The sequence below is a fragment of the Bradyrhizobium manausense genome (genome assembly GCF_001440035.1).
Taxonomy (GTDB): Bacteria; Pseudomonadota; Alphaproteobacteria; order Rhizobiales; family Xanthobacteraceae; genus Bradyrhizobium; species Bradyrhizobium manausense.
The window spans coordinates 23,033-47,830 of record NZ_LJYG01000051.1 but is presented as its reverse complement, the minus strand read 5'-3'; the positions used below and the strand labels follow the sequence as shown (position 1 = coordinate 47,830).

Below are 24,798 nucleotides of genomic sequence, written 5' to 3'. Positions count from 1 at the left end.
GAGATTCCGGGTTCGGCGCTGGCGCGCCGCCCCGGAATGACAGCTTACGATCATCCCTCACACCAACCTCATCACCACCGCCCCGAGCGCTCCCACCCACAGCGCAATGGCTGCCACGCCCTGGATCGCAAACCCCGGGCCGCGCTTGGCGGCGGCCTGCGAATAGCCGGTGAAATAGGCGATGCGGCCGATGATCCAGATCGCGCCGATCGCGGCCGCAATGGGATCGCTGATATAGATCGCGAACAGCCATAGCGACGGCAGGAAGATCGGCATCCATTCCAGCGTGTTCATCTGGATACGAAAGGCGCGCTCGAAGTCCGGATGGCCCGAAATGGCCGGCGCCTTCACGCCGGTCCTGGTCCGCGACCGCGAGACATTGATGCAGGTGAAGAAATAGAATGCCAGCGACAGCAGCGTGACGAGGGCGGTGAGGCGGTACATTGCGGGATCCCCCTAAACAGACCGCGCTTCAATAGCCGGTCAGCTCGAGATAGCCAACGCCATCATGCGTGCCGGTAAAGCTGATCGGTCCTTCCCAATATGAGAAGCCGGTGCCCATCCACGCCTTCGGATTGAGCGGCTTGCAGGAAATCGAGAACGAGCGCGACGGGATTGCGATCTGCCATTCCACCGGCAGCTTGCGGCCCGCCACGTCCGCATTTGCCTTTGGCGTCATCCGGATATCGCCTGCCGCGATCATCTGCGTCTCGCCGGTGGCGCTGATCCAGTTGCCGAACGGATGATCCTTGCCGTCCTTCTGGCGCAGCCGGTACAGCATCAGCTTGGCGCCGGAGGACAGATGCAGCGACAGCCAATCCCAGCCGGTCTGATCGGTGTCGAGCGGCTGGCTGCTCCATTCGCGGTCCATCCAGGCCTGGCCCGAGACCTCGACCTGGATGTCCTCGACGATGAGCGTGCCGCGCGCGCGGTAGAACGGCTGGCTGTAATAGTACGACGCCTGCCCGCGCTCCGACTTGCGGCTGTAACCGGCCTCGCCCTGCAACACGACCGGGCGATCGGCCTCCAGCGTCAGCGCGTAGCTGAAATCGTTGCCCGATGCCTTCAGCGTCACCGGTGACAGCGTGCGATCGTCGGTGCGCTCAACGCCCTTCATCTCCCAATCGTCGATCCACGCCGCGAACGGCTTTGCCGCGACGCCCGCCTGTCCGATGCCGCCGCGCGCAAACGCCTCGCTGAACCGATGGGTGTCGGCGCGCGTCACGGCGGCATGCGCCATCCAGATCTGCTGATTGGCCCAGCCTTCTGCTTGCGGCCCCGGCTTTGCGGCCTGGCGGAACAGCGTCCATTGCAGCCCGCAGGCCGCGCCGCTGCTGTCGACGAGGTTCGCCGTCAGATACCACCACTCGATGCGAAAATCCGGATGCGGCCCGTGATCTCCGGGGAAGGTGAACAGCCTTCCAGGCGTGACCTTCGCAAAGCCGTCGGCGGTCTCGCCCAATCCGGCATAGCCTTGCGCCTTGGCGCGATGCGCGAGAGCGAGCGTGGCGATGCCGCCGGCGAAAGCTCGCCGAGAAATCCGATCACCGCTCATTGGCAAACACCTTGACGAGGCTCGACGGCTGCATCCGCGCCAGCCGCAACACCGGCAGCAGCGCGGCCAGCAGCGAGGCGACCAGCGCCACCGCGACCAGCTCGACCAGTTGCAACGGAAACACATGGAACGGCAGCCGCCAGCCGAACGCCTTCACGTTCACGATCGCAATCAGGCACCACGCCACCAAAAGCCCAAGCGGCACCGCGAGCAGCGAGGTGAACAGCGCCACCGCCAGCGTCTTGGTCAGCTCGATGGCAGCGAGGCGCGGCCGCGTGATGCCGATCGCCCAGAGCGGCGCGAGCTGCGGCAGCCGCGAGTTCGCCAGCGTCAAGAGGCTGGTCAGGAGCGCAATGCCGGCGACCCCCAGCGTGAAGGCATTGAGTGCCGACGTCACCGCAAAGGTGCGGTTGAAGATGCGGATCGATTCCGCCTTCACCGTCGCCTGGTCGGCCACCGCGCGGTCATCGAGCGCGAATTGCTTCTGCAAGGCCGCGATCAGGCCGGGAATGTTATCCCGTGAAACGATCAGCCCGATCCGCGTCTGCGGCGTTTGCGGAAACTGCCGGATCAGCGCGGCGACGTTGACCGCGAGCTGGCCCTTGGGATTGCCGTAATCGGCATAGATGCCGACGATGTCGAGCTCCCAGGCCCCGCCCGGCGCCGGCACCTCGATGACATCGCCGACGCGGATATTGAGGCGGCGGCTGAGCTGCTCGCTGATGAAGGCGGCATTGCCGGGCACGAGCTGCGTCCAGGCGCGCGGCGCGGTCTCCAGCAGCGGCCAGCGCTCGCGGTAGAGCGGGTGATCGGGCAGGCCGAGCAACTCCACCGGCTGGCCCTGAACCTGCGTCTCCGCGCGCCCGCCGGACAGGATCGCCTGCACCTCGCTGCGGTCCTTCAGCCAATTGCGGATCGCCGCGCCTTGCGCGTTGTCGGCGGCGCTGATGTAGACATCGGCCGCAAGCCGTCCGTCGAGCCAGCCGACAAAGGTGCGGCTGAACGTTTCTACCATGGTCGAGACGCCGACATTGACTGATAGCGCGAGCAGCAGCGCCATCAACGCCAGCGATAGTCCCGAGAGCTGCTGCCGGCTGTCCGCCCAGAACCACATCGCCAGCGGCCGGCGCGCGAGACGCTGGCCGGTAAGCAGGAGGATCTCGAGGAAGGCCGGCAGGATCAGCGCCGCGCCGAGCATCAGCGCGGCGAGCAGGCCAAACCCCGCGATCAGCGATTGTCCGTAGAAGAGCAGCAGCGACGCGACCGCGAACACGGCGCAGGCAGCAAGGCTCTGCAGGATCAGCCACCGGCGCTGCCGCTGCTGCCAGGCCCGCGGCTGCGCCGTCGCCAGCACCGGCATCCTGATCGCCTTGATCAGGCTGGTCGCGGCCGCCACGATCGCACCCAGAACGCTGATGCCGACACCTGCGAGCCACCACTCGGGCCGAAGCGTCAGATGCCCCGGAATCTGCGCGCCATAGAGCCCGCGCAGCGACGCCGCGACATCGGGCAGCAGCGCCGCCGCGATGACATAGCCGCAGACCAGCCCGATCAAGCCGGCGACCAGCGCCAGCGCCACCAGCTCGACCACCAGCACGGTATTGACCAGCCGCGCCGAGGCGCCGCAGGCACGCAAGGTGCGCAGCATCGGCAGGCGCTGCTCGAAGGCGAGGCCAACGGCCGAGTTGACGATGAAGAGGCCGACGAAGAACGACAGCAGGCCGAAAGCGGTGAGGTTGAGATGGAAACTGTCGGTGAGCCGCTCCAGCTCGGTCTCCGCGGTCGGCTCTATCAATTGCAACTGATCGCCGACGATGCTTTGCAGCGCCGCCGGCTTGCCCCTGGCCTTGCCGATCAGCAGCCGCGAGACCTGGTTCGGCTTGTTGAGAAGCCGTTGCGCCACGCCGATGTCGACCACCAGCACATCAGGCACCAGCTGCGGCTGCACATGCAGCGGCGGCAGTCTTGCGCCGCTGCTGATCGACGGCGCCGCGCCTTCGCCTTCGTGCAAATCGGCCAGCGTCTCCCGCGCCACCAGCGTCTGCCCGGGCGCGGCCACGAAAGTGCCGAGATCAGCCGCCCCAAGCCGCGGCGCATTGCCGACGTCAACCGGCAGCGTCACCGGCTCGATGCCGAGCAGCCGGATCGAGCGCCCATTGATCTGAACCCGGCCTTCCAGCACCGGCGAGACCGGCCAGCCGGCGCGGCGAAGCTTGATGAAAAGCTCCTGCGGGAACGTCGCCGTATCAGGCGCGACCAATGTCGCCGTGCGCACGCCGCCAAAGGTCGCCGCCGCGCGGTCATAGGCGCTGCGGGCCTGCTGGTTGATCGCCTGCACGCCGCTCCACAGCGCGGTCGCCGCGATCAGCCCGATCAGCAGCGTGGCGAATTGCATCCTGTGCCGGCGCCAATGGCTCAGCAGCACCGCCAGCACCCACAGCGCGCGCTTCATGCGATCCGCCCCGCATGGAGTACGATGTGACGGTCGAGCGTGCCGGCCAGATGCAGACTGTGCGTCACCATCAGGAAGCCGCAGCCGGTGCGCGCGACGAGATCGCGCGTCAGCGCCAGCACCTCGTCGGCGGTGGCTTCATCCAGATTGCCGGTCGGCTCGTCGGCAAGCAGCAGCGACGGTCTTGTCGCCAGCGCCCTGCCGATTGCGACCCGCTGCTGCTGGCCGCCTGACAATTGCTCGGGATAACGTTTGAGCAGGCCGCCGAGGCCGAGCCGCTCGACCAGCTCTCTGGTCCAGGCCGCTTCATGCCGACCGGCGATGCGCGCCTGGAAGGCGAGGTTGTCGGCGACCGACAGGCTCGGGATCAGGTTGAATTGCTGAAACACCAGGCCAATCCGGTCGCGGCGCAACTCGGCGCGGCCGGCGTCCGCAAGCCTGGTGACCTCGGTGTCCTCGAGCCGGATCGTGCCGCCATCGGCGGCATCCAGCCCTGCGATCAGATGCAGCAGCGTGCTCTTGCCGCTGCCGGATTCGCCTGTCAGCGCGACGCGCTCGCCGCCGGCGAGGTCCAGGTCGACGCCGCGCAGCACATGCACGGGCTCGTCGGCCGAGGTGAAGGTTTTGGAGAGGTTGCGGATGCTGAGCAAGATCTGTGCACCGGACGGAATTAACTCCACGCTGCGTAGCACACTTGGCGCCACACTTGGCACCTCACTTGGCACTACACTTGGCGCGGAAATGCCGGGGTTGCGTTGCCGTTCAAGCCGTTGTTAGCTCTCAAGACGGCCAAATCAAACGTGCCGACGATAAAGACATACGGGGAGAATGATGAGCGCTCAGGCAACGCCGTCCGCGGCAGCCAAGACGGTAGGGACGTCCAAGGGAGCATCCAAGGGAGCATCCAAGGCAACGCCGAAGGGCGCCTGGACCATCGTTTTTCTCCTCTTTCTCTTGATGGTGGTGAACTTCGCGGACAAGATCGTCGTCGGCCTCGCCGGCGTGCCGATCGTGACCGACATGAAGCTCGAGCCCGCGCAGTTCGGCCTGCTCGGCTCCGCGTTCTTCTTCCTGTTCTCGATCTCGGCCATCGTGGTCGGCTTCCTCGTCAACAAGGTGCCGACGCGCTGGGTGCTGCTGACGCTCGCCGTGATCTGGGCGCTGGCACAGTTTCCGATGGTCGGCACCGTCAGCTTCACGACGCTGTTGATCTGCCGCATCGTGCTCGGCGCGGGCGAAGGTCCCGCGGCTTCTGTCGCGATGCACGCGATCTACAAATGGTTCCCGGACGAGAAGCGCGCGTTGCCGACCGCGGTGCTGACGCAAGGCTCGGCCTTCGGCGTCATCCTGGCCGTGCCGGCGCTGAACTGGATCATCGTCAATCACTCCTGGCACTATGCCTTCGGGGCGCTCGGCGTGATCGGCCTGATCTGGGTCTGCGCCTGGCTGGCGCTGGGCAAGGAAGGCCCGCTCGAGGACACGCAGACGCTTGCCGTCAGTGAGCCGAAAATTCCCTACATCCGGCTTCTGACCTCGCGCACCTTCCTCGGCTGCGTGATCGCGACCTTCGGCGCCTATTGGGCGCTGTCGCTGGGACTGACGTGGTTCACGTCCTTCATCGTCAAGGGACTTGGCTTCTCGCAGAGCGACGCCGGCTGGATCTCGATCCTGCCCTGGGTGTTTGGCGCCACCATCGTGATTCTGACCGGCTGGATCTCGCAGGTGATGATGGTGCGCGGCTACAGCACGCGCGTCTCGCGTGGCGTGCTGGGCTCGGTGCCGCTGATCGTCGGCGGCCTGATCCTGGCATCGATGCCGCATGTCGCGGGCTCGGGTCTGCAGATCGCGCTGCTCGTGGTCGGCGCGGGCCTCTGCGGCGCGATCTATGTCGTCTGCCCGCCGATGCTCGGCGAGTTCACCCCGGCCTCGCAGCGCGGCGCCATCCTCGCGATCTACGGCGCACTCTACACGCTCTCGGGCATCATCGCGCCCTACGTAATGGGCAAGGTGATCGAGCGCGCTGGCAGCACGATCGACGGCTACCTGACCGGATTTACCATCAACGCGGTGATCATGATCGGCTCCGGTGTGGTCGGCCTGCTGCTGCTCTGGCCGAACACGGAAAAGGCGAGGCTGACGCGGGGTGCCGCGGCGCAGCCGGCGCCGATGAAGCGTGCGGTTTCGCCGACGTAAAGGGGTGCGCTGGATAGACGCTGCCGGCTACACCCACACCTGTCGTCCCGGACAAGCGCGCCCCAGGCGCGCGCAGATCCGGGATCCATAATCACAGGGAGTGCTTAGGGGCGAAGCTGGTAACTCCGCGTCTTCGAAAAACGATTGCTGCGGCGTATGGGTCCTGGCCCCCCGCGCGCAATTGCGCGCTAGGCCGGGACGACAGTTGAGCTTGCAGCTACGCCCTGGCTTGCGCCTTCCGTTCCGTCAACGGCGACAGCACCACCGTCGCCAGCATGAAGATCACCGACGCCCCGAACACCCAGTGTGGCGCGCTTTGATCCATGATCCAGCCGAACAGCAGCGGTGAGACGATGCCGCCGAGATTGAAGCCGGTGGAGACGATGCCGAAGGCTCGTCCCGCGGCACCGGGAGGCGCGGCATTGCGCACCAGCATGTCCCGCGACGGTGCGATCACGCCGGAGAGGAAGCCCGCCGTCGCCATTGTGGCGGTGAGGGCCCAGCCCGGCAGCGTCACCAGCGCGATCAGCAGCACGATGGCGGCATTCGCGGCAAAGCAGGCGGCGGCGACATAGCCGTGGCGCTCGGTGTGGTCGGCGAGGAAGCCGCCCGCGAGCACGCCCGCGGCGCTGGAGCCGAGAAACGCCGTCAGCGCGACATTGGCGACGGAATAGCTTGCGCCGTAGCCGCTCATCAGCGCCACCACGCCGAAATTGTTGATGCCGGCCACCGACAGGCTCAGCAGCATGAACAGCGCGGTCAGCGTCATCAGCGCCGGCGTAATGACCGCCTGCTTCGGCGCATCGGCGTTTTCCGGCTTCGCCTTGTGCGCACCGGCATCGGGAATGCTCATCGCCACCAGCAGCAGCGCCACCAGCACGCCGATCGCGCCGGAAGCCAGCAGCGCGCCGACGCCGCCGGACAGCGTGATCAGAGCGGCGACAATCGCCGGCGCGACGGCGCCACCAAAATAGCCGGCAAAGGTGTGGACCGAGAACGCGCGGCCCATCCGCGCCTCGTCCATGTGCTCGGCGAGGATGGCGTAGTCGGCGGGATGATAGACGCTGTTGGCGAGCCCGAGCAGCACGGCGCAGGCGATCAGCGCGGCGTAGCTCAGGTGCAGGCCGAGCATGATCAGCGCGAGGCCGCCGAGTGTCAGGCCTGCGAGCAGGATCTTGCGCGCGCCAAAATGGTCGACGAGATAGCCGGTCGGTGCCTGCGTCAGGCCGGAGACCACGGCCGACACGGTCAGCGCGAAGCCGAGCTCGACATAACCGACGCCGAGCTGGTTCTTCAGGAATGGAAACAGCATCGGCAGGACCAGCAGATGGAAATGGCTGACCCAATGCGCGATCGAAATCCCGGTCAGCGTGCGCAGCGCGCTGTCCGCCTTGCTCTGTTGCGGTGCGGCGAGAACGTCGACCATTGCAGTTCCGTTTTGCGTCCGAAGGGAGGCGCAAAGTATCGGCGAGGCGGGTTATTTGTCCATGAACGCAGGCGCATGGCAGCTAGTGCGGGCGGGGGCGAAGGACCCCGAAATGCCTCCACATCGTCGTCCTGGCGAAAGCCAGGACCCATACCGCGTGATCTCTCGATTGTGCTCGATGGCAATACCGAGGCGGGCGTCTTCGCCAAACTGCTCTCTGGGGTAATGGGTCCTGGCTTTCGCCAGGACGACGGAAAGCCTCACAGCGGCTCGTCATCATTCCCATAGCGATCGCGCTTTGGCGTGGCGATGTCGCCGTCTTCGTAATCGTCGTCGGTGTCGCGTGGCGGCTGTGGCTTTTTGGCCGTCGCGTCCGCTGTCTTCGTCTTTGCCGATTCAACTTTGGGCGGTTCGCTCGGTTTGGCTGAATTGGCCATGGCGGGTCCGGGATGGTGAAGCGTCATCCGCTTCTAGCCGAAGAATCTATCCGGTTACTGACCTATCTCAAGGTGGCTGACGCTGTCGTCAGGCGTGCACCACCGGCCCGCCCGCCTTTTTCCAGGCATCGATGCCGCCGGCGATATGGGCTGTGTTGGAGAGGCCGGCCGCCTTGGCCGCCGCAACCGCCATCGCCGAGCGCTCGCCGAAGGCGCAGAAGAACACGACGCGGCGGCCGGTCGCGGCTGCAACCTCGCGCAGCATGCCGCCGGGCTTGAGGCTTTCCTCGATACCAGGATAGGGCGTGTGCAGCGCGCCTTCGAGCATGCCGTGCTTGATCCGCTCGTTGGTCTCGCGCAGATCGACCAAGAGGATGTCGGGCCGGTGCAGGATGCGGATCGCCTCGACGGCACTGAGCGCACGGCCCTCTTTCTCCAGCTCTTCCTGATGCAGGCCGACGTGCATGTTGGCGGGCACCGCCACGTCCATCATCTTCGGGTTGGGCAGCTTCAGATTGGCCATCAGCTCGATATATTCGTCGACCGAGCGCACCTGGAGCCTGGGATTGTAGCGCCTCTCCTCGCCGATGGTGGAGACGGTGTCGCCCTTGTAGTCATGGGCAGGAAACACCATCGTCTCGTCGGGCAACTTGAGCAGACGGTTGAATATCGAATCATATTGCGCCCGCGACGAGCCGTTCTGGAAATCGGTGCGGCCGGTGCCGCGGATCAAAAGCGTGTCGCCGGTGAAGACACGGTCGCCCATCAGATAGGAATAGGAATCGTCGGTGTGGCCGGGCGTGTACATCACGTCGAGCGACAGACCCTCGATGGTCACCTTGTCGCCGTCGGCAACCCGCATCGCCACCACGTCGGCCTTGGTCTGGTCGCCCATCACGGTCATGCAATGGGTGCGGTCGCGCAGCTCGCCGAGGCCGGTGACATGGTCGGCGTGCAGATGGGTGTCGACCGCCTTGACCAGCTTGAGATCGAGCTCGCGCAGCAGCTGGCAGTAGCGATCGACCTTCTCCAGCACAGGATCGAGGATCAGCGCCTCGCCGCCGAGGCGGCTGGCGAGGAGATAACTGTAGGTTCCCGAAACGCTGTCGAAGAGCTGGCGAAAGATCATGGCAGGATCCGTCGTGGAGTGACTTCGAGGGATTCTACTACGTCTGGGGGCAGGAGGAGAAGTAATGTACTGTTGAAACAAGAAAATTTAGAAGATTCTTATTGCGGCGCGATGGTCGCCTCAACCTCCGCCGTCATCGCCCGCGAAGGCGGGCGATCCGGTATTCCGTGACAGCAGTGATAGAGTCGATGGGCCGCGGCGTACTGGATTCCCCGCCTCCGCGGGGAATTGGCGCGGCGACGTGCCGAGGCGGCCTGCAGCCATCCCTACCCTGCAATGCCCGGGTTGCCTTCGACGCCCTTCAGCGTGACACCTCCGCCGAGCCGCTCCTGAAACATCCGGCCCGAGCGCAGATATTTGGCCACCACGTCCCACACCGCGGCGCCCTGCTGGCCGTTGACCGAGGCCCAGCCCGCAACCTTGTAGCGATGGCTGGCGCTGATCGCCCTGCCATTATCGAGCTTCAACTCGGAGATGCGGCTGCCGATCGTGTTGGTCGGGCTGCAGGCGTAGCTGAGCCCGCCGGCGCGCACCATGTCGCCACCCTGCTGATGATAGGGATCGGCGTTGAAGAGATTGTCGCAGATGTCTTCCAGCACGTCCTTGATCTCGGCGCCCGTCATCTCCTGCACATAGGTTTCGGGATAGGTGATCGCGGTCTCCGCGAGCACGTCTTCCATGGTGATAGGCTGGCCGGACAACGCGGTGGTGCCCCAGCGGAAGCCCGGCGACAGCGCGATCTCGGCATCGAGCTCGGTGCGCAGCGCAGTGCAGATCAGCTCGTCGACGGAGCCGGCGAAATTGTCGCGGCGATAGAGCAGCCGGTCCGGCGTTGCGATCTTCTCCGACCAGTCGGTGACGTGAGGCGCGCGCAGCTTGCCGATCAGCTCGGCCATGGCCGGATCGGGCTTCAATAGCTCGGAATAAACCGGCAGCAGATGATATCTGGCGTCGCTGACCTTGCCCTTGTCGAGCGCGAGATCGAGCACGGCAAGAAACTTTCCGTTGGAGCCGGCATTGGTGACGAGCGTCGTGCCGCTGGCGTTCTTCACCGGGATCGGCTGCGGCACCGCGTCATGGGTGTGTCCGCCGAGAATGGCATCGATGCCGGTGACGCGGCTTGCGAGCTTGAGGTCGACATCCATGCCGTTGTGCGAGAGCAGGATCACCGCATCGACCTTGTCGGCGCCCCGCAAGGCATCGACATGCTTCTGCAGCTCTTCCTCGCGGATGCCAAAGGTCCAGTCCGGCGTGAACCGCTTGGGATGCGCGATCGGCACATAAGGAAAGGCCTGGCCGATGACGGCGAGGCGATAGCCGCCGAGCTCCTTGATGATGGACGGCTTGAACACGCGCCCTGTCGCCTTGTCGAAGGCCGGGGCGTCGTTGAACGCGGCTTCCTCGGTCAGGAAAACGTTCTGCGCCAGAAACTCGCCCTTGAAGTGCTCGAGATTGTCGCGCAGCGCCTGCTCGCCATAGGTGAACTCCCAATGCCCGGTCATCGCCTCGATGCCGAGCAGATTGGCGACCTCGACCATGTCGCGGCCCTGCATGATGTTGGCGAGGCCCGTGCCCTGCCAGAGATCGCCGCCGTCGACCAGCATGGCGCGCTTGTCGCCGACATCGTTGCGCAAGCGGTCGACCAGCGTCTTCAGATGAGCGAAGCCGCCGAGCTTGCCGAACCGGCCGGCAGACTTCTCGAATTCGACGGAGGTGAAGGCATAGGCATCCGCGCTGTCGGGCCGGATTCCGAAATGCTCCAGGAACGCGCGGCCGACCAGATGCGGCGGTCGCCCGGCCATCTCGCCAATGCCGATATTGACGCTTGGCTCGCGGAAAAAGACCGGATTGAGCTGCGCATGCGTGTCGGTGGTGTGCAGGATCCGCGCATTGCCGAAGCGCTCGATGTCGTAAATGCTGGCGGCTTCAGCGCCGCGCGCGAGCCGCGGCAGGCTGAGCGATACGGCAGCGATTGCCGAGCTCTTCAGGAATTCACGGCGGCGGATCGCCATCACACATTCTCCGCGCCGGTTCTCGGCAGTTCCGCGAGCATGCTCCGGACCCGAAGGGCCGCGCCAGCGCAAAGTGTGTCGCGGTTTTCCAACAAGATCATGCTCAAACAATAGTCAGTTTAGCGCATTTGCATCGCTTTCCAGGCTTCCTTTTCCGAGGTTGCCTGGAAGATTGACGCTTTCGCCAGCGCCTCAGCCTCCTTGGCTGCAGCCACGGCGCCGTCGAAATCGCCGCTGTCGCCCGCCTTCTTGGCGGCGGCCAGCGTCGCGACGGTCGTGGTCCATTGGTTGCGCATGCCGGCAGCCTCCTTGGACGCAGCCTCCGCGGCAGCATAGGCGGCCTTGTAGTCTGCTTCGCTTGCCGCGTGCGCGGACGGCGCGAGGCTCAACGCCAGCAACATGGCGAGGGGAAGTGTCCGCTTCATGGCCGGGCTCATGGTCGTGCCCCTGGACCTGATATCGGCAGGCCGTTGGCGACGTAGGAGAGGAAATATTCGACGTCGCGATATTCATCCGCCTGTGGCTCGAGCGGAACCGCGCGGGTCTGGCTGTTGCAGGTGATGAAGCGGCGGCTGGTCGTCCCCATGCCGCCCCATTCGGAGCGGTAGATCGGCAGGGCATTCAGGATGCCGAGCGCCGGCGCCAGAACCTCGGCGCGAATGCGTTCGCCTGGGCTCTGCACGTGGCAGCTCGCGCAGGAGAAGTTCAGCTGGCCGCGGCGGGTGTAGAAATAGCGCTTGCCGTTCTCGAACGCCTCCAGCGCGCGCGGATCATCGGGGATCTTGATGTCCATCGGCTTGCCGCGCGAGGTGAAGGCCATGTACGCCGTCAGCGAGGCCATCTCGTCCTTGACGTAGGAGTAAGGTTGCTCGCCATTGGCCTCGCGGCAGCGGTTGAGCGCCAGCTCCAGCGTAACGACCTTGCCTTCCCCGGTGTCGAAATAAGGATAGTTCTGGCGGATGCCGATGCCGCCGTTCGGGAAGCAGTCGGCATAGGTCTTGCCGTTCTTGAACGGCGTTGCAAACATCTCCTTGCCGGTGTCGAGTGCGAACTCGTAAGGCGGGAATTCCTCCTTCTCCCGCCACTGCCGCTTCATGTCCTCGTTCATGGAATAAGGACCGTTGGAGAAATCCTCGTGCTTCACATCGGGAAACTTCTGGAAGAAGTAGTTCTGGAACGCCCTGGCGTCGGCGACAGGGTCGACCTTGTCGGCTGCGATCACGCGCACAGAGGTGAGCGCCAACGCGACGAGCGCGGCGCTCAACGAGGACAGCAGGAGGGCGGCGCCTGCCTTCATCACGCGATCTTCGCGGTGATCTGGTCCGAGCCGCCCTTGTTGTCGGTCCAGGAGATCGTGAGGTCATCGCCCTTCTTGGCGCCCTTGAAGCTGAACTTCACATAGGGATCCTTGGAGATCGCGGTGCCCCAATTGGCGACGAAGACGTCCTTGCCGTTACAAGCGAACTTCAGTTCCTGGATGTAGTGCGCCGGGATCGTTTCACCCTTGGAATCCCTCACGAGGCCGGTGTCCATGGGGTGCTGGATCAACGTCTGCACCTCGGTGACATCGCCATTGGATGTTGCGCGGACACGAATGCTGGATGCCATCTCCGATCTCCCTTAGCCGCCGCAGCCGCCGACGGTGACCTTCACTTCCTTGGTCGCGCTGTAGAGCTTGCCGTCGGCTTCCACGATCGCGGTCACGTTGCTGGTCTTCGCCATCTTCAGGCGGTTGGCGACAGCGGGGATCGTGCCGTCAGGGAATTTGTAGCTTGCCGCCAGCGCGTTCGGATTCTCGGCGACGAAGAACGAGATCGAGGTGACCTTGTCCAGCGTCGTCGTCACCGCCATCGGCACCACGCCGCCGTTCTCGGCGATCTCGGGCGCGTCGAGCTTGACCTTGTCGGATGGCTCGGCGGTCTTGCCGTAGAGCGCTTTGATCGCCTCCGCCTCGTTCTTCAGCTTGAACGCCTCTTCCGGATATTTGTCGTTGGCCGCGGCGTGCACGGGGACAAACGGCAGATTGCCAAGGCCGATCAGCGCGACCGTAACAGCGCCCTGCAGGATCAGGCGCCGCGTCGGAAGAGGGCCGGTATGAACAGTCATGTCGAGTCTCCTTGAGCCCGCCGTTACAGCGTCTGCAGGAAATCAACGATCGCGTTGATCTCCTGCTCCGTCAGGATGCGGTTGCGGCCGAACGGCGGCATCATGGTCTGCGGATTGCGTTTGGTCTCGTCGAACAGGATCGCGACCAGCTCGTTGCGATCAGGGTATTTTGCCTTGAGATCCCTCAGCTCGGGGCCGATCGTGCCGGGCAGATCGCCGCCCTTGATGACATGGCAGGTCAGGCAATTGCCCTTGCCGCGGTCAAAGGCGAGCTTCCGGCCCTCTGATATCGCGGACTGCGCCCACGCCCGGGGCGCGCCGAGGCCTGTGAGGACGGCCAGCGCGAGAAGCAGGGCGGGCTTGCGGGGAAAAGCGGTCAAAGCATCGTTCCGAGGCTTATCATGTCTGCAAAAGATAGTGTTCAAAAGCACAAAGGACATGCCCTGACAATCAAGACTATGCAGGCCGCAAAATGCCGTTAATATCTTCCGCATTGCAACTGATGAGATAGATCGTTCATCAAGCCGGCTTTATCAGGCAAATTGTTCGGGGCGTTTTGCCGTTGCTCGCGTTTTCGACCGCATTCTCATTTTCCGGGGACATGAATTGGCTGAATATGTCGTTGAATTTGGCAGGGACGGCGGGCGGGTTGAGCCCGATGGTCGTCTCGATGCACCGGCCTTCCATCGCAATCACGAGCCGCTCTGGGCGGCGCTCGAAAAGCACCTCGCCGGACGGTCCGGCGACGTCGTCGAGGTCGGCAGTGGAACCGGCCAGCACGTGGTCCATTTCGCCCGCCACACGCCTGATCTGGTCTGGTGGCCGAGCGACCTCAACCAGCGCCATGTGAAAAGCATCGAAGCCTGGCGCGTGCATTCGGGCCTGACAAACGTCCGCAGCCCCCTGCGCATCGATCTGTCCGATCCCGATTGGTGCCCGGAAATGCGAAGCGGGCAGGGGCCGCACGATCTCGCCGCGGTGTTCTGCGCCAATGTCATTCACATTGCGCCCTGGACCGTGGCCGAGGGCCTGTTCGCCGGCGCCGGCCGTTATCTACGCGCCGACGGCGAGCTGTTCCTCTACGGCCCGTTCAAGCGCGACGGCAAGCATACCGCGCTGAGCAACGCCGTGTTCGACACCTCCTTGCGCGAAGGCAATCCCGAATGGGGCGTCCGCGACGTCGCCGACGTCGAGGCCCTCGGGAAGGCTGCTGGCTTTCGTCTCATCGATACGATCGAAATGCCGGCGAACAATCTGACCCTGGTGTTCGGGCGGGGATAAAGCGAGGCCGTTAGGCCTCGCCATCCCTCCATCCGATCTTCTCCTTCAGGAACTGAAACCCCAGCACCTGGAAGCCGGCGCGCTCCTTGTTGTCCTTGCCGTAGCCGTGGCCGCCGGCGGCGGGCTCGTAGAACCAGGCTTCATAGCCCATGGCCTGGAGCTTTGCCGCCATCTTGCGCGCGTGGCCGGGATGGACGCGGTCGTCGCGCCGCGTCGTGGCGATCAGGATCGGCGGATAGGGCTGGCCTGGCTTTGCGTTATGATAGGCCGAGTAGGTCTTCAGCCATTCCCACTCCTCGGACTTGTCGGGGTCGCCATATTCCGCGATCCAGCTCGCGCCCGCCAGCAGCTTGGTGTAGCGGCGCATGTCGATCAGGGGGATGGTGCAGAACAGCGCCCCGAACCGCTCGGGGTAGCGCACCAGCATGTTGGTGATGAGGATGCCGCCGTTCGATCCGCCCTGGGCCGCGATGCGCTTCGGCTGCGTCACGCCGCGGCGGACGAGATCGGCGGCCACGGCCGCGAAATCATCATGCGACAGCTTCTTGCCGGCATGGCGGCCGGCATCATGCCAGCGCGTGCCGAACTCGCCGCCGCCGCGCAAATTCGCCTGCACCGTGGTGCCGCCGCGCTCCAGCCACAGCTTGCCGAGCGATGAATTGTATTCTGGCTTCACCGCGAGGCCGAAGCCGCCATAGGCGCTCATATAAACCGGCGCATCGCCGCTTTCGCCAGCCGGGCCGGTCTGCACATAGGGAATGCGCTCGCCGTCGACAGAGATCGCCTCGTGCTGGGTCACGACGAGCCCGTCCGCGTTGAAAATCTTCGGGGCCTGTTTCAGGACCTCTGGACTTTCGACGCCGCGCTCGATCAGCATCAGCGCCGGCGGCGTCAGCGGGTCCTGCACATTGGCGAGCAGATCGCCGTTGCTTTGGGATTCGTGGCGGTCGGGACTCCAGACATCGACGACGCCGATATCGGGCAATCCTTGCAGCCGCTGTTTGCTCCAGCCCGATGTCGATGGCGTGCAGATCTCGAACACCGGCCGTAGCTCGTCGAGGATCGAGAGCACGAGCTTGCCGCCGCTCCAGAAGAAACCCTGCAACGCTCGCCGCGGACCCGGCTCGAACAGCACGGCGAAGTCGCGATTGCCGGCCAGGAACGCGGAGAGCGAAATGCCGAGCATCGCGTCGGCCTGATAGCTGCGTCCCGCGACCGTCCAGGCCTCGCGCGGCTTGACTGACAGCCAGTCGGCATGGGTCTGCATCCAGATGTTGCTGGGCAGGTCGAGTTTTGTGATCGCGCCCGATGTGGCGCCAATCGAGCTGCGGAAGTTGAAGAAGTCGGACTGGTCGATGAACCAGATGCGTTGGGGCGGGACGGTGTCGTCGACATAGCTGTACACCCGCATGTGGTCGGGGGTGGTCTCGAACACGACCGGCGCCTGCTCGACGCTGGTCCCGCGCCGCCACAGCCGCACGGTCCTTGCATAGCCCGATGAGGTCGCCATACCCTCGCCAAGCGCGCTCGACAGCAGCAGCGTGTCGGCATCGACCCAATCGACGCCGCTCTTGGCCTCCGGCAGGACGAAACCGTCGGCGACGAACTCCTTCGTCGTGATATCGAACTCACGCAAGGTGACGGCATCGCTGCCGCCGCGCGACAGGCTCAGGATGACGCGCGTGCTTCCGGCTCGCGTGGATGCTCCGCCGAAAAGCCAGTCCGCGCCTTCGGTCGCGGCAAGCCGATCGATATCGAGCAAGGTCTCCCAGGCCGGTTCGGCCTTGCGAAACTCCGCCAGCGTGGTGCGCCGCCACAGGCCGCGCGGGTTCGCGGCGTCCTTCCAGAGATTGTAGAGAAAGCCGTCGCGGCGGCTGACATAAGGGATGTTGTCCGATCGGTCGTAGATCGCGGCAAGGATGGCGGTGTCGCGTTCGAACGCCGCGCCGCCGAATTGCTGCAGCGTCGCCCGGTTCTGCCGCTCGACGAATTCGAGCGCGCGGGCGCCTTCGATCTCCTCCAGCCAGAGCCAGGGATCGTCGTCGGGAGCTTGAAGCGTGGGCCTGTCATTGGCGGACATGAACGAAACTCCCAAAAATCGCGGCGGATAGGATTTGATCGAGAGCAAGCCGTCAAGAGCGCGGGCCGGATATCATCGGTCCGATTGCGTCAGAGGCATGGCCTGCGCCCGCTTGCGCCGGTTGCCCGGCCCTTTCGACCCCTCCATAGTGCCCGGGAATCAACGAGTTTTTTCGGCGGAATGCCAATGCTGGACGTGACCACTGCCAACGAGATCGCCGACGATGCCCGCGTGCGTGCCAATGTGGTGCGCCTTGCCGCGGCGCAGGCGCTGACCGGCGCCAATTCGGCCGTGATCTTCGCCACTGGTGCGATCGTTGGCGCCACGCTCGCTCCCGACATGTCGTTCGCGACGGTGCCGATCTCGATGTATGTGGTGGGACTTGCCGCCGGCACGCTACCGACAGGCGCGATCTCGCGCCGGTTCGGCCGCCGCGCAGCCTTCATCATCGGCACCGGCCTCGGCACGCTCACCGGTCTCACCGGCTCGTTCGCGATCCTGCACGGCTCGTTCGCGCTGTTTTGTCTGGCAACCTTTCTCGGCGGCCTCTACGGCTCGGTGGCGCAATCCTATCGCTTTGCCGCGGGCGACGGCGCCAGCGCGGCCTATCGGCCCAAGGCTGTGTCGTGGGTGATGGCAGGCGGCGTGTTCGCCGGCGTGCTCGGTCCGCAACTGGTGCAATGGACCATGGACGTCTGGTCGCCCTATCTGTTCGCCTTCAGCTTCCTGGTGCAGGCCGCGGTCGCATTGATCGCGATGGGCATCGTCGCCGGCGTCGATATGCCCAAGCCAGCGCCGGCCGATCTGCATGGCGGACGGCCGCTGCTGACGATCGTGAGCCAGCCGCGCTTCATCGCCGCCGCGCTGTGCGGCGTCATCGCCTATCCCATGATGAACCTGGTCATGACCTCGGCGCCCCTAGCCATGAAAATGTGCGGGCTGTCCGTGTCGGATTCCAATTTCGGCATCCAATGGCACATCGTCGCCATGTACGGGCCGAGCTTCTTCACCGGCGCGCTGATCGCCCGCTTCGGCGCACCCAGGATGGTTGCTGCCGGCCTGCTGCTGGAAGCCGGCGCCGCCACCATCGGGCTATCAGGCATCACCGCGATGCATTTCTGGGCCACGCTGTTCGTGCTCGGTGTGGGCTGGAATTTCTCCTTCATCGGCGCGTCCGCCCTGGTGCTGGAAACGCACCGCCCGCAGGAGCGCAACAAGGTGCAGGCCTTCAACGATTTCCTGGTGTTCGGCATGATGGCGGTCGGCTCGTTCTCCTCGGGCCAGCTGCTCGCAAATTTCGGCTGGTCCGCGGTGAACATGGTGGTGTTCCCGCCTGTTGCACTCGGCCTCGTCGCGCTCTCGCTGGCGTCCTGGGCCCGCCGCCGCAAGGCGCGGCTCGAAGCGGCCATGGGCGAGTTCCCGGACGCGATCTAACGCATGATCCCGAAAAGTGCACAGCGGTTTTCGGAAAAGATCATGCGCAATAAGTGGCAGGAGCTTGTCAGCAGTCTCGATACTTCGATCGCGGTCGAAGTGATTTCCGGAGACGATTTACTAGATGATGCGTCATGGCCGGGCTTGTCCCGGCCATCCACGTCTTTCAAGTTCTGCCGTCATTCCGGGGCACCCGAAGGGTGAACCCGGAATCCTGAGATTCCGGGTTCGATGCTTCGCGTCGCCCCGGAATGACGGCGAGGAGCAAAGAAATGCTCGACAATCCCCAGCACACAGCTCCCGACGATGAATCCTCCCTCCGCTACGAAGGCTGGCGCATCGTCGCGGTCTGCTTCCTGCTCGCGACCTTCGGCTGGGGCCTCGGCTTCTACGGCCAGAGCGTCTATGTCGCCGAGCTGCAGCGCGCGCGGGGCTGGCCGGCCTCGCTGATCTCGTCAGGCACGACGTTCTTCTATCTGTTCAGTGCGTTGCTGGTCGTTTTTGTCGGCGAAGCCGTCCGAAAATATGGTCCGCGCCCCTCTCTGATTGCTGGCACGCTGGCGATGGCGGCAGCTGGCGTGGCGATCGGCGCGGTGCGCGAGCCCTGGCAGCTTTGGCTTGCCGATGCCGTGCTCGCCTTCGGCTGGGCCGGCACGAGTCTGGCCATGATCACCAACACGATCAGCCTCTGGTTCGACCACAAGCGCGGCATGGCGATCAGCCTCGCGTTGAACGGCGCCAGTTTTGGCGGCATCGTCGGCGTGCCGCTGCTGGTGGTGATGATCAGCCATATCGGGTTTGCGAACGCCATGTTCGCGACATCGGGCGCCATGCTGGTGCTGCTGGTGCCGCTCATCCTGCTGGTCGTCGGTCGGCCGCCGGATCTCCACGGCTGGCGGGCGGCAGCAGAGACAAAATCATCGACGGAGATCCGCAAGCATGCGCTGCGCGATGTCGGCTTCCTCACGGTGACCGTTGCCTTCTCGCTGGTGCTGTTCGCGCAAGTCGGCTTCATCGTGCACCTGATCTCGTTTCTCGATCCCGTGATCGGACGCGAGCGCGCCGCCGTGGCGGTCGCGGTGCTGACCGCGATGGCGGTGGTCGGCCGTGTCCTGTTCTCGATGGTGATCGACCGGCTCAACCAGCGCCTTGCCTCGGCGCTGTCGTTCCTGAGCCAGGCGGCGGCGCTCGGCGTCGTCATCGTCATGCACAACGACTATGTGCTGATCGCGGCCTGCGCGGTGTTCGGCTTCTCGGTCGGCAATCTCATCACGCTGCCGTCCCTGATCGTGCAGCAGGAGTTCGATAGCGCCGCGTTCGGCGTGCTCATCAGCCTCAACACCGCGATCAACCAGGTGACCTATGCCTTCGGTCCCGGCGTCGTCGGCTTCTTGCGCGATTGGTCCGGCGGCTATTCGCTGCCGTTCTATCTCTGCATCGCGCTGCAAGTGACGGCGGCGGCGCTGATCATGGTGCGGGGTGCTCCGCGGGCGAAGTCCGCGTAGCGACGCGACGCTGCCTCCACAAACTCCGTCATTGCGAGCGCAGCGAAGCAATCCAGACTGTCTCCGCGGAAAGATTCTGGATTGCTTCGTCGCAAGGGCTCCTCGCAATGACGGGGAGAGAGCGGGGGCTCACACCTCCCGCTGCCTCAACAACCCCTCCACATCCAGCCGCTTGGTAAACATCGCGAGCTTGCCATCCGGCCCGAACGGCCATTGCTCCCGCGGCTTGTCCCAATACAGCTCCACGCCGTTCTGGTCAGGATCGCGCAAATACAGCGCCTCGCTCACGCCATGGTCGCTGGCGCCATCCAGCGCAATGCCTGCTGTCAGCACCCGATGCAGCGCATCCGCCAGCGCCGGGCGCGTCGGATAGAGGATCGCGGTGTGAAACAGCCCGGTGGTGCCCGGCGGCGGCGGCGAGCCGCCCTTGCTTTCCCAGGTGTTGAGCCCGATGTGGTGATGGTAGCCGCCGGCCGAGATGAAGGCCGCACCCGAGCCCATGCGCTGCATCAGCTCGAAGCCGAGCACGCCGCAATAAAAGCCGAGCGCACGATCGAGATCGGCAACCTTGAGATGGACGTGGCCGATGCGCGTGCCGGCGGGGACGGGTGATGTTTGCGACATGTGGCTGCTCCGTGTCTAAACCTCACTTAAGCCGGGGTTCGGCACACCGCCACTGGCTGATCCCGAAACCCAGCGTTTCCAGATGCGAGACTCAAGTCAGCTCCGGCACCTCGCCCTCCGGCAGCCCGAACTCGAACGTGTTCAGCGTCATCGACACCATCGTGTAATAGCCGCACAGCCCGATAACCTCGACGACGCCGCGTTCGCTGAGCAGCTTCACGGCCTCGTCATAGAGGCCCTTCTCGACACCGTGGCCCTCATGCAGCGACTTCGCGAGATCGTAGATCATCCTTCCCTTGGGGTCGTCGAACTCGGGCGTGCGGCGATCGCGGATCGCGTCGATGATGTCCACCTTCATGCCGCCGGCAAGTGCAAGCCGCTTATGCGCATACCATTCGTAATGCGCGGTCCAGTGCCGCGCCGTCACCAGGATCGCGATCTCCGAAAGTTTTGCCGGGAAGATGGTATCGTAGCGCAGCACCTCGCCGAGCCGCGTGGCGTGACGGGCCATGTCCGGGCTGTTCAGCCAGGCCATCATCGGCGCCGGCGGCTTGCCGCGTTTGCCGGCAATCGACTCGTCATAGGTCTGCCGCTGGCTCTCGTTCATTTCGCCAGGCGAAAGAAGCTTTAGGCGCATCCTCGTTTCCTCTTTGTTTTCAAACACCATCGCGCCACGACTATAGCCGACAACGCCCTACGGAAGTGGTTGAATTCCGCGAGGGCTTGGCCCAGAGTCGCGCCCAACAAGGGTTGCATCGATGGAAACGACCAATGACTGACGCCAAAACCAGCGAAATTGAAAGCGCCGATCTCGACAAATTCCGTAGCGAGACGCGCGCCTGGCTCGAGGCCAATTGCCCGCCGGAAATGCGCAAGCCCGCAACCTCCGACGCCGACGTGTTCTGGGGCGGACGCAACGCAAAATTCTCCTCCGAGCCGCAGCGCGTCTGGTTCGAGCGCATGCGCGACAAGGGCTGGACCGTGCCGGATTGGCCCAGGGAATATGGCGGTGGGGGCTTGAGTGCTGCCGAGCACAAGGTGCTGCGCTCCGAGATGGCCCGGATCGGCGCGCGCCCGCCGCTGTCGAGCTTCGGCATCTGGATGCTCGGACCGGCGCTGCTGAAATACGGCAACGAGGCGCAGAAGAAAGAGCATCTGCCGAAGATCGCCGCGGGCCTGATCCGCTGGTGCCAGGGCTATTCCGAGCCGAACGCCGGCTCCGACCTTGCCTCGCTGCAGACCCGCGCCGAGAGCGATGGCGACGACTTCATCATCAACGGCCAGAAGATCTGGACGTCCTACGCGAACTACGCGGACTGGATCTTCTGCCTCGTGCGTACCGATCCCGCGGCGAAGAAGCACGACGGCATCAGCTTCATCCTGTTCGACATGGCCTCGAAGGGCGTCACCACCAAGCCGATCCTGCTGATCTCGGGCTATTCACCGTTCTGCGAGACCTTCTTCGACAATGTCCGCGTGCCGAAATCGCATGTGGTGGGCCAGATCAACCGCGGCTGGGACGTCGCCAAATATCTGCTGCAGCACGAGCGCGCGATGATCTCGGGGATGGGCGAGCGCGGCGTCGGCCGTCCGCTCGGCCAGATCGCGGCCGATTCCGTCGGCACCGATGCGCTGGGGCGGCTCGACGATGCGATGCTGCGCGGCCAGATCGCAACCTTCGACGTCGACGAAGCCGCGCTCGCCGCCTGCGCCGAGCGCGCGGTCGATCTCGCCAAGGCCGGCCAGGCGCATCCGGCGTTCTCGTCGGCGATGAAATATTACGGCACCGAGCTCAACAAGCGCCGCTACGAGATCCTGATGTCGGCCGGCGGCATCGACGCGCTGGAATGGGAGAGCGAACGCTCCAAGCATGGCGCCCGCCCGCGCGCCTGGCTGCGCACCAAGGCCAACTCGATCGAGGGCGGCACGTCCGAGGTCATGCTCGGCATCGTCGCCAAGCGCATCCTGGATCTGCCGGGGGCCTAACCGTCGTTCCGGGGCGGTCCGCAGGACCGAACCCGGAACCTCGAGATTCCGGGTTCACGCTTCGCGTGCCCCGGAATGACAGCAAAAACATGCATTCCACGCGATACCAGAGACTTAAGCACATGGCCCTCGTCCTCACCGAAGAACAATCAATGCTCCGCGACTCCGCGCGCGGGCTGATCAGCGACAAGGCGCCGGTGTCGCATCTGCGGCACCTGCGCGACAGCAAGGATCCCACCGGCTTCTCCAAGGAGCTCTGGCAATCCTTCGCCGAGATGGGCTTTGCCGGCCTGCTGGTGCCGGAAGAGTTCGGCGGCAGCGGCCTCGGCTTCATGGAGGCCGGCGTGGTCATGGAGGAAATCGGCCGCACCTTGATGCCGTCGCCTTTCCTCGCCACGTCCGTGGTCGCAGCATCTGCGCTGAACCGTGGCGGCAATGCCGCGCAGAAGGCGGAGTTCTTGCCCTGGATTTCCAACGGCTCGCTGCTGGCGACGCTCGCAATCGACGAAGGCGCAAAGCACCGCCCGCTCCACACCGCCTTGCAGGCCGTGCGCGCCGGCAACGGCTTTAAATTGTCCGGCGCCAAGGCGCTGGTGGTCGACGGCCACGTTGCCGATCTCTTCATCGTCGCCGCGCGCACTGCGGGCTCGGCCGGCGAGCGCGACGGCCTGACGCTGTTCCTGGTCAATCCCAAAGCCAAGGGCGTGTCGATCGAGCGCACCATCATGGTCGACGCACACAATGCGGCGCGGATCGAGCTCGCCAATGTCGACGTCAACGCCGACAGCGTGCTCGGCGAGATCGACCAGGCGGCTGGCCTGCTCGACGGCGTGCTCGATATCGGCCGCGGCGCGGTCGCCGCCGAAATGGTGGGCCTCAGCGACGAGGTCTTTGGCCGCACCATCGAGTATCTCAAGAGCCGAAAACAGTTCGGCAAGCTGATCGGCGAATTCCAGGCGCTGCAGCACCGCGCCGCCGAGCTCTATGTCGACATCGAGATCACCCGCGCCGCCACCATGAAGGCGCTGCAGGCCCTGGACGCCGATGTGACGAAGGCTGCATCAAGCGTTGCGGTCGCCAAGGCCCGCGCCGGCACCACCGCCACCCGCGCGGTGCAGGAGGGCGTGCAGATGCACGGCGGCATGGGCATGACCGACCAGTTCGACATCGGCTTCTTCATGAAGCGCGCACGTGTGTGCGAGGAATTGTTCGGGGATGCGAACTACCACACCGAGCGGCTGGCGCGCGCGCGGGGGTATTGATCCCGTAGCCCGGATGGAGCGTAGCGAAATCCGGGTTCTGTCCACGCGGCGAGACCACCCCGGATTGCGCTGCGCTCCATCCGGGCTACCGCTCTCCTAGGGTGGGTTAGCGCTGCAGAAGCGCAAAGCGCATCTGCGGCGCGTAACCCACCAACTTTGTTCGGCGAACGCGGAAGCATGGTGGGTTAAGCCCTGCAATTGCGCCTGGCGCAATTGCAGGGCTAACCCACCCTACGAGGTGCGCCGGAGAGCCCTCACCGCATCGGCGGCGCATACTGCACGCCGCCGGCATTCCACAGCTGGTTCATGCCGCGCGGGATCTTCAGCTGCGACTTCTCGCCGATGTTGCGCTCGTACATTTCGCCGTAATTGCCGACATGGCGGATGATGCGCACGGCCCAGTCCTTGGTCAGGCCAAGCTGCTCGCCATAATTGCCTTCGGTGCCGACGAGGCGCATCACCTCGGGCTTCTTCGACTTCAGCGCTTCGTCGATGTTCTGCGAGGTGACGCCGAGCTCCTCGGCGTTGATCATCGCGTAGAGCGTCCACTTCACGATCATCATCCAGTCGTCGTCGCGCTGGCGCACGACGGGGGCGAGCGGCTCCTTGGAGATCATGTCGGGCAGGATCATGTGATCGCCGGGCTTGGACAGGTTCAGCCGGAGCGCATAGAGCTGGGAGACGTCGGCGGTGAGCGTGTCGCACTTGCCGGTATCGTAGGCCTTCACCACGTCTTCCAGCTTGTCGAACTTCACCAGCTCATACTTCATGTTGTTGGCTTTGAAGTAGTCGGCGAGGTTGAGCAGCGTGGTGGTGCCGGATTGCACGCAGACCTTGCTGTCGGCGAGGTCGAGCGAGGTCTCCTTGTTGCGGGAGCGCGGCACCATGAAGCCTTCGCCGTCGTAATAGGCGACGGCCGGGAAATACAGATCATATTCGAGCTCGCGCGACATGCTCCAGGTCGAGTTGCGCGAGAGGATGTCGACCTTGCGGCTCTGCAATTCCTTGAAGCGCTCGCTGGCATCGAGCGGGACGAACTTGGCCTTGCTCGGATCGTTGAAGATCGCCGCCGCGACGGCACGGCAGAAATCGACGTCAAAACCGGTCCAGTTGCCCTTGTCGTCGGGAATCGAGAAGCCCGGCAGGCCCTTGTTGACGCCGCACAGCACCTCGCCGCGGCGCACGGTGCGCTTCAGGGTGCGGGTGTCGTAGAATTCGTAGGTGATGGCCAAGGCGGCGACCAGCACGGCGACCGCGAGCCCGATCAGCAGGCCGCCTCGAAATGTGCGCATCATGTTGCTCTCTCGAAAAAATCG

Annotated in this window: 23 protein-coding genes; 6 read left to right on the top strand and 17 right to left on the bottom strand. The window is 64.7% G+C overall.

The window, feature by feature from the left end; all coding sequences use genetic code 11:
- Nucleotides 1-57: 57 nt before the first annotated feature.
- From AOQ71_RS13630 to AOQ71_RS13615, 4 genes are read right to left on the bottom strand one after another with little or no spacing between them, the layout of a single operon-like run.
- Nucleotides 58-444, bottom strand: coding sequence for an MAPEG family protein (locus AOQ71_RS13630; protein ID WP_057747167.1), 387 nt, complete (start codon nt 442-444; stop codon nt 58-60).
- A gap of 28 nt (nt 445-472) precedes the next feature.
- On the bottom strand, nt 473-1,555 hold the full coding sequence (locus tag AOQ71_RS13625) for a lipocalin-like domain-containing protein (RefSeq protein WP_057747165.1): 1,083 nt from the start codon (nt 1,553-1,555) through the stop codon (nt 473-475).
- A complete protein-coding gene (locus AOQ71_RS13620; protein ID WP_057747162.1) occupies nt 1,545-4,007 on the bottom strand; it encodes an FtsX-like permease family protein in 2,463 nt (820 codons plus the stop codon). Before AOQ71_RS13620 ends, AOQ71_RS13625 begins: the two co-directional genes overlap by 11 nt.
- Nucleotides 4,004-4,657: an ABC transporter ATP-binding protein gene (locus tag AOQ71_RS13615; protein WP_057747160.1), complete on the bottom strand. Its 654-nt coding sequence runs from the start codon at nt 4,655-4,657 to the stop codon at nt 4,004-4,006. Before AOQ71_RS13615 ends, AOQ71_RS13620 begins: the two co-directional genes overlap by 4 nt.
- Nucleotides 4,658-4,838: 181 nt before the next feature.
- Between AOQ71_RS13615 and AOQ71_RS13610 the strand changes: the two genes are divergently transcribed.
- A complete protein-coding gene (locus tag AOQ71_RS13610) occupies nt 4,839-6,200 on the top strand; it encodes an MFS transporter (protein WP_057747201.1) in 1,362 nt (453 codons plus the stop codon).
- A 217-nt stretch (nt 6,201-6,417) separates the two neighbouring features.
- Here AOQ71_RS13610 and AOQ71_RS13605 read toward each other — a convergent pair whose 3' ends face one another.
- From AOQ71_RS13605 to soxX, 9 genes are all read right to left on the bottom strand, one after another.
- The gene (locus AOQ71_RS13605) at nt 6,418-7,626 is read right to left on the bottom strand and encodes an MFS transporter (RefSeq protein WP_057747158.1); all 1,209 of its coding nucleotides are present in this window, start codon (nt 7,624-7,626) and stop codon (nt 6,418-6,420) included.
- A gap of 260 nt (nt 7,627-7,886) precedes the next feature.
- The gene (locus tag AOQ71_RS46290; RefSeq protein WP_083514177.1) at nt 7,887-8,063 is read right to left on the bottom strand and encodes a hypothetical protein; all 177 of its coding nucleotides are present in this window, start codon (nt 8,061-8,063) and stop codon (nt 7,887-7,889) included.
- A gap of 88 nt (nt 8,064-8,151) precedes the next feature.
- Entirely contained in the window at nt 8,152-9,192 is a 1,041-nt protein-coding gene (locus AOQ71_RS13595) for an MBL fold metallo-hydrolase (protein ID WP_057747154.1), read from the bottom strand.
- Nucleotides 9,193-9,458: 266 nt separating this feature from the next.
- Nucleotides 9,459-11,204 (bottom strand): thiosulfohydrolase SoxB, encoded by a 1,746-nt coding sequence (soxB, locus tag AOQ71_RS13590; protein ID WP_057747152.1) that lies wholly within the window; start codon nt 11,202-11,204, stop codon nt 9,459-9,461.
- 119 nt (nt 11,205-11,323) lie between these two features.
- Entirely contained in the window at nt 11,324-11,629 is a 306-nt protein-coding gene (locus AOQ71_RS13585) for a hypothetical protein (RefSeq protein WP_057747199.1), read from the bottom strand.
- Between the two features lie 8 nt (nt 11,630-11,637).
- Entirely contained in the window at nt 11,638-12,501 is an 864-nt protein-coding gene (gene soxA / locus AOQ71_RS13580; RefSeq protein ID WP_057747150.1) for a sulfur oxidation c-type cytochrome SoxA, read from the bottom strand.
- On the bottom strand, nt 12,501-12,812 hold the full coding sequence (soxZ, locus tag AOQ71_RS13575; RefSeq protein ID WP_057747148.1) for a thiosulfate oxidation carrier complex protein SoxZ: 312 nt from the start codon (nt 12,810-12,812) through the stop codon (nt 12,501-12,503). The genes soxA and soxZ overlap by 1 nt, the downstream gene beginning before the upstream one ends.
- Before the next feature lie 12 nt (nt 12,813-12,824).
- On the bottom strand, nt 12,825-13,310 hold the full coding sequence (gene soxY, locus AOQ71_RS13570) for a thiosulfate oxidation carrier protein SoxY (protein ID WP_057747146.1): 486 nt from the start codon (nt 13,308-13,310) through the stop codon (nt 12,825-12,827).
- Nucleotides 13,311-13,333: 23 nt separating this feature from the next.
- On the bottom strand, nt 13,334-13,690 hold the full coding sequence (soxX, locus tag AOQ71_RS13565; protein WP_057747144.1) for a sulfur oxidation c-type cytochrome SoxX: 357 nt from the start codon (nt 13,688-13,690) through the stop codon (nt 13,334-13,336).
- A gap of 226 nt (nt 13,691-13,916) precedes the next feature.
- Here soxX and AOQ71_RS13560 point away from each other — a divergent pair, with 226 nt between their 5' ends.
- The gene (locus AOQ71_RS13560) at nt 13,917-14,591 is read left to right on the top strand and encodes a DUF938 domain-containing protein (RefSeq protein WP_057747142.1); all 675 of its coding nucleotides are present in this window, start codon (nt 13,917-13,919) and stop codon (nt 14,589-14,591) included.
- Nucleotides 14,592-14,601: 10 nt separating this feature from the next.
- Here the strand turns inward: AOQ71_RS13560 and AOQ71_RS13555 are convergent, their stop codons facing one another.
- The gene (locus AOQ71_RS13555; protein WP_057747140.1) at nt 14,602-16,671 is read right to left on the bottom strand and encodes a prolyl oligopeptidase family serine peptidase; all 2,070 of its coding nucleotides are present in this window, start codon (nt 16,669-16,671) and stop codon (nt 14,602-14,604) included.
- Between the two features lie 186 nt (nt 16,672-16,857).
- On the opposite strand from AOQ71_RS13555, the gene AOQ71_RS13550 reads away from it, so the two are divergent.
- Nucleotides 16,858-18,105, top strand: a complete 1,248-nt coding sequence (locus AOQ71_RS13550) for an MFS transporter (protein ID WP_057747138.1) — start codon at nt 16,858-16,860, stop codon at nt 18,103-18,105.
- 272 nt (nt 18,106-18,377) lie between these two features.
- On the top strand, nt 18,378-19,610 hold the full coding sequence (locus AOQ71_RS13545; RefSeq protein WP_057747197.1) for an MFS transporter: 1,233 nt from the start codon (nt 18,378-18,380) through the stop codon (nt 19,608-19,610).
- A gap of 129 nt (nt 19,611-19,739) precedes the next feature.
- Here the strand turns inward: AOQ71_RS13545 and AOQ71_RS13540 are convergent, their stop codons facing one another.
- Both AOQ71_RS13540 and AOQ71_RS13535 read right to left on the bottom strand, forming a co-directional pair.
- Nucleotides 19,740-20,234, bottom strand: coding sequence for a VOC family protein (locus AOQ71_RS13540; RefSeq protein ID WP_057747135.1), 495 nt, complete (start codon nt 20,232-20,234; stop codon nt 19,740-19,742).
- 91 nt (nt 20,235-20,325) lie between these two features.
- Complete coding sequence (locus tag AOQ71_RS13535; protein ID WP_057747195.1) at nt 20,326-20,871, bottom strand: carboxymuconolactone decarboxylase family protein; 546 nt, start codon at nt 20,869-20,871, stop codon at nt 20,326-20,328.
- 134 nt (nt 20,872-21,005) lie between these two features.
- Between AOQ71_RS13535 and AOQ71_RS13530 the strand changes: the two genes are divergently transcribed.
- A complete protein-coding gene (locus tag AOQ71_RS13530) occupies nt 21,006-22,220 on the top strand; it encodes an acyl-CoA dehydrogenase family protein (RefSeq protein WP_057747133.1) in 1,215 nt (404 codons plus the stop codon).
- A gap of 122 nt (nt 22,221-22,342) precedes the next feature.
- On the top strand, nt 22,343-23,482 hold the full coding sequence (locus tag AOQ71_RS13525; protein ID WP_057747131.1) for an acyl-CoA dehydrogenase family protein: 1,140 nt from the start codon (nt 22,343-22,345) through the stop codon (nt 23,480-23,482).
- A 254-nt stretch (nt 23,483-23,736) separates the two neighbouring features.
- Here AOQ71_RS13525 and AOQ71_RS13520 read toward each other — a convergent pair whose 3' ends face one another.
- The gene (locus AOQ71_RS13520; protein ID WP_057747193.1) at nt 23,737-24,774 is read right to left on the bottom strand and encodes an amino acid ABC transporter substrate-binding protein; all 1,038 of its coding nucleotides are present in this window, start codon (nt 24,772-24,774) and stop codon (nt 23,737-23,739) included.
- Between the last annotated feature and the right edge of the window lie 24 nt (nt 24,775-24,798).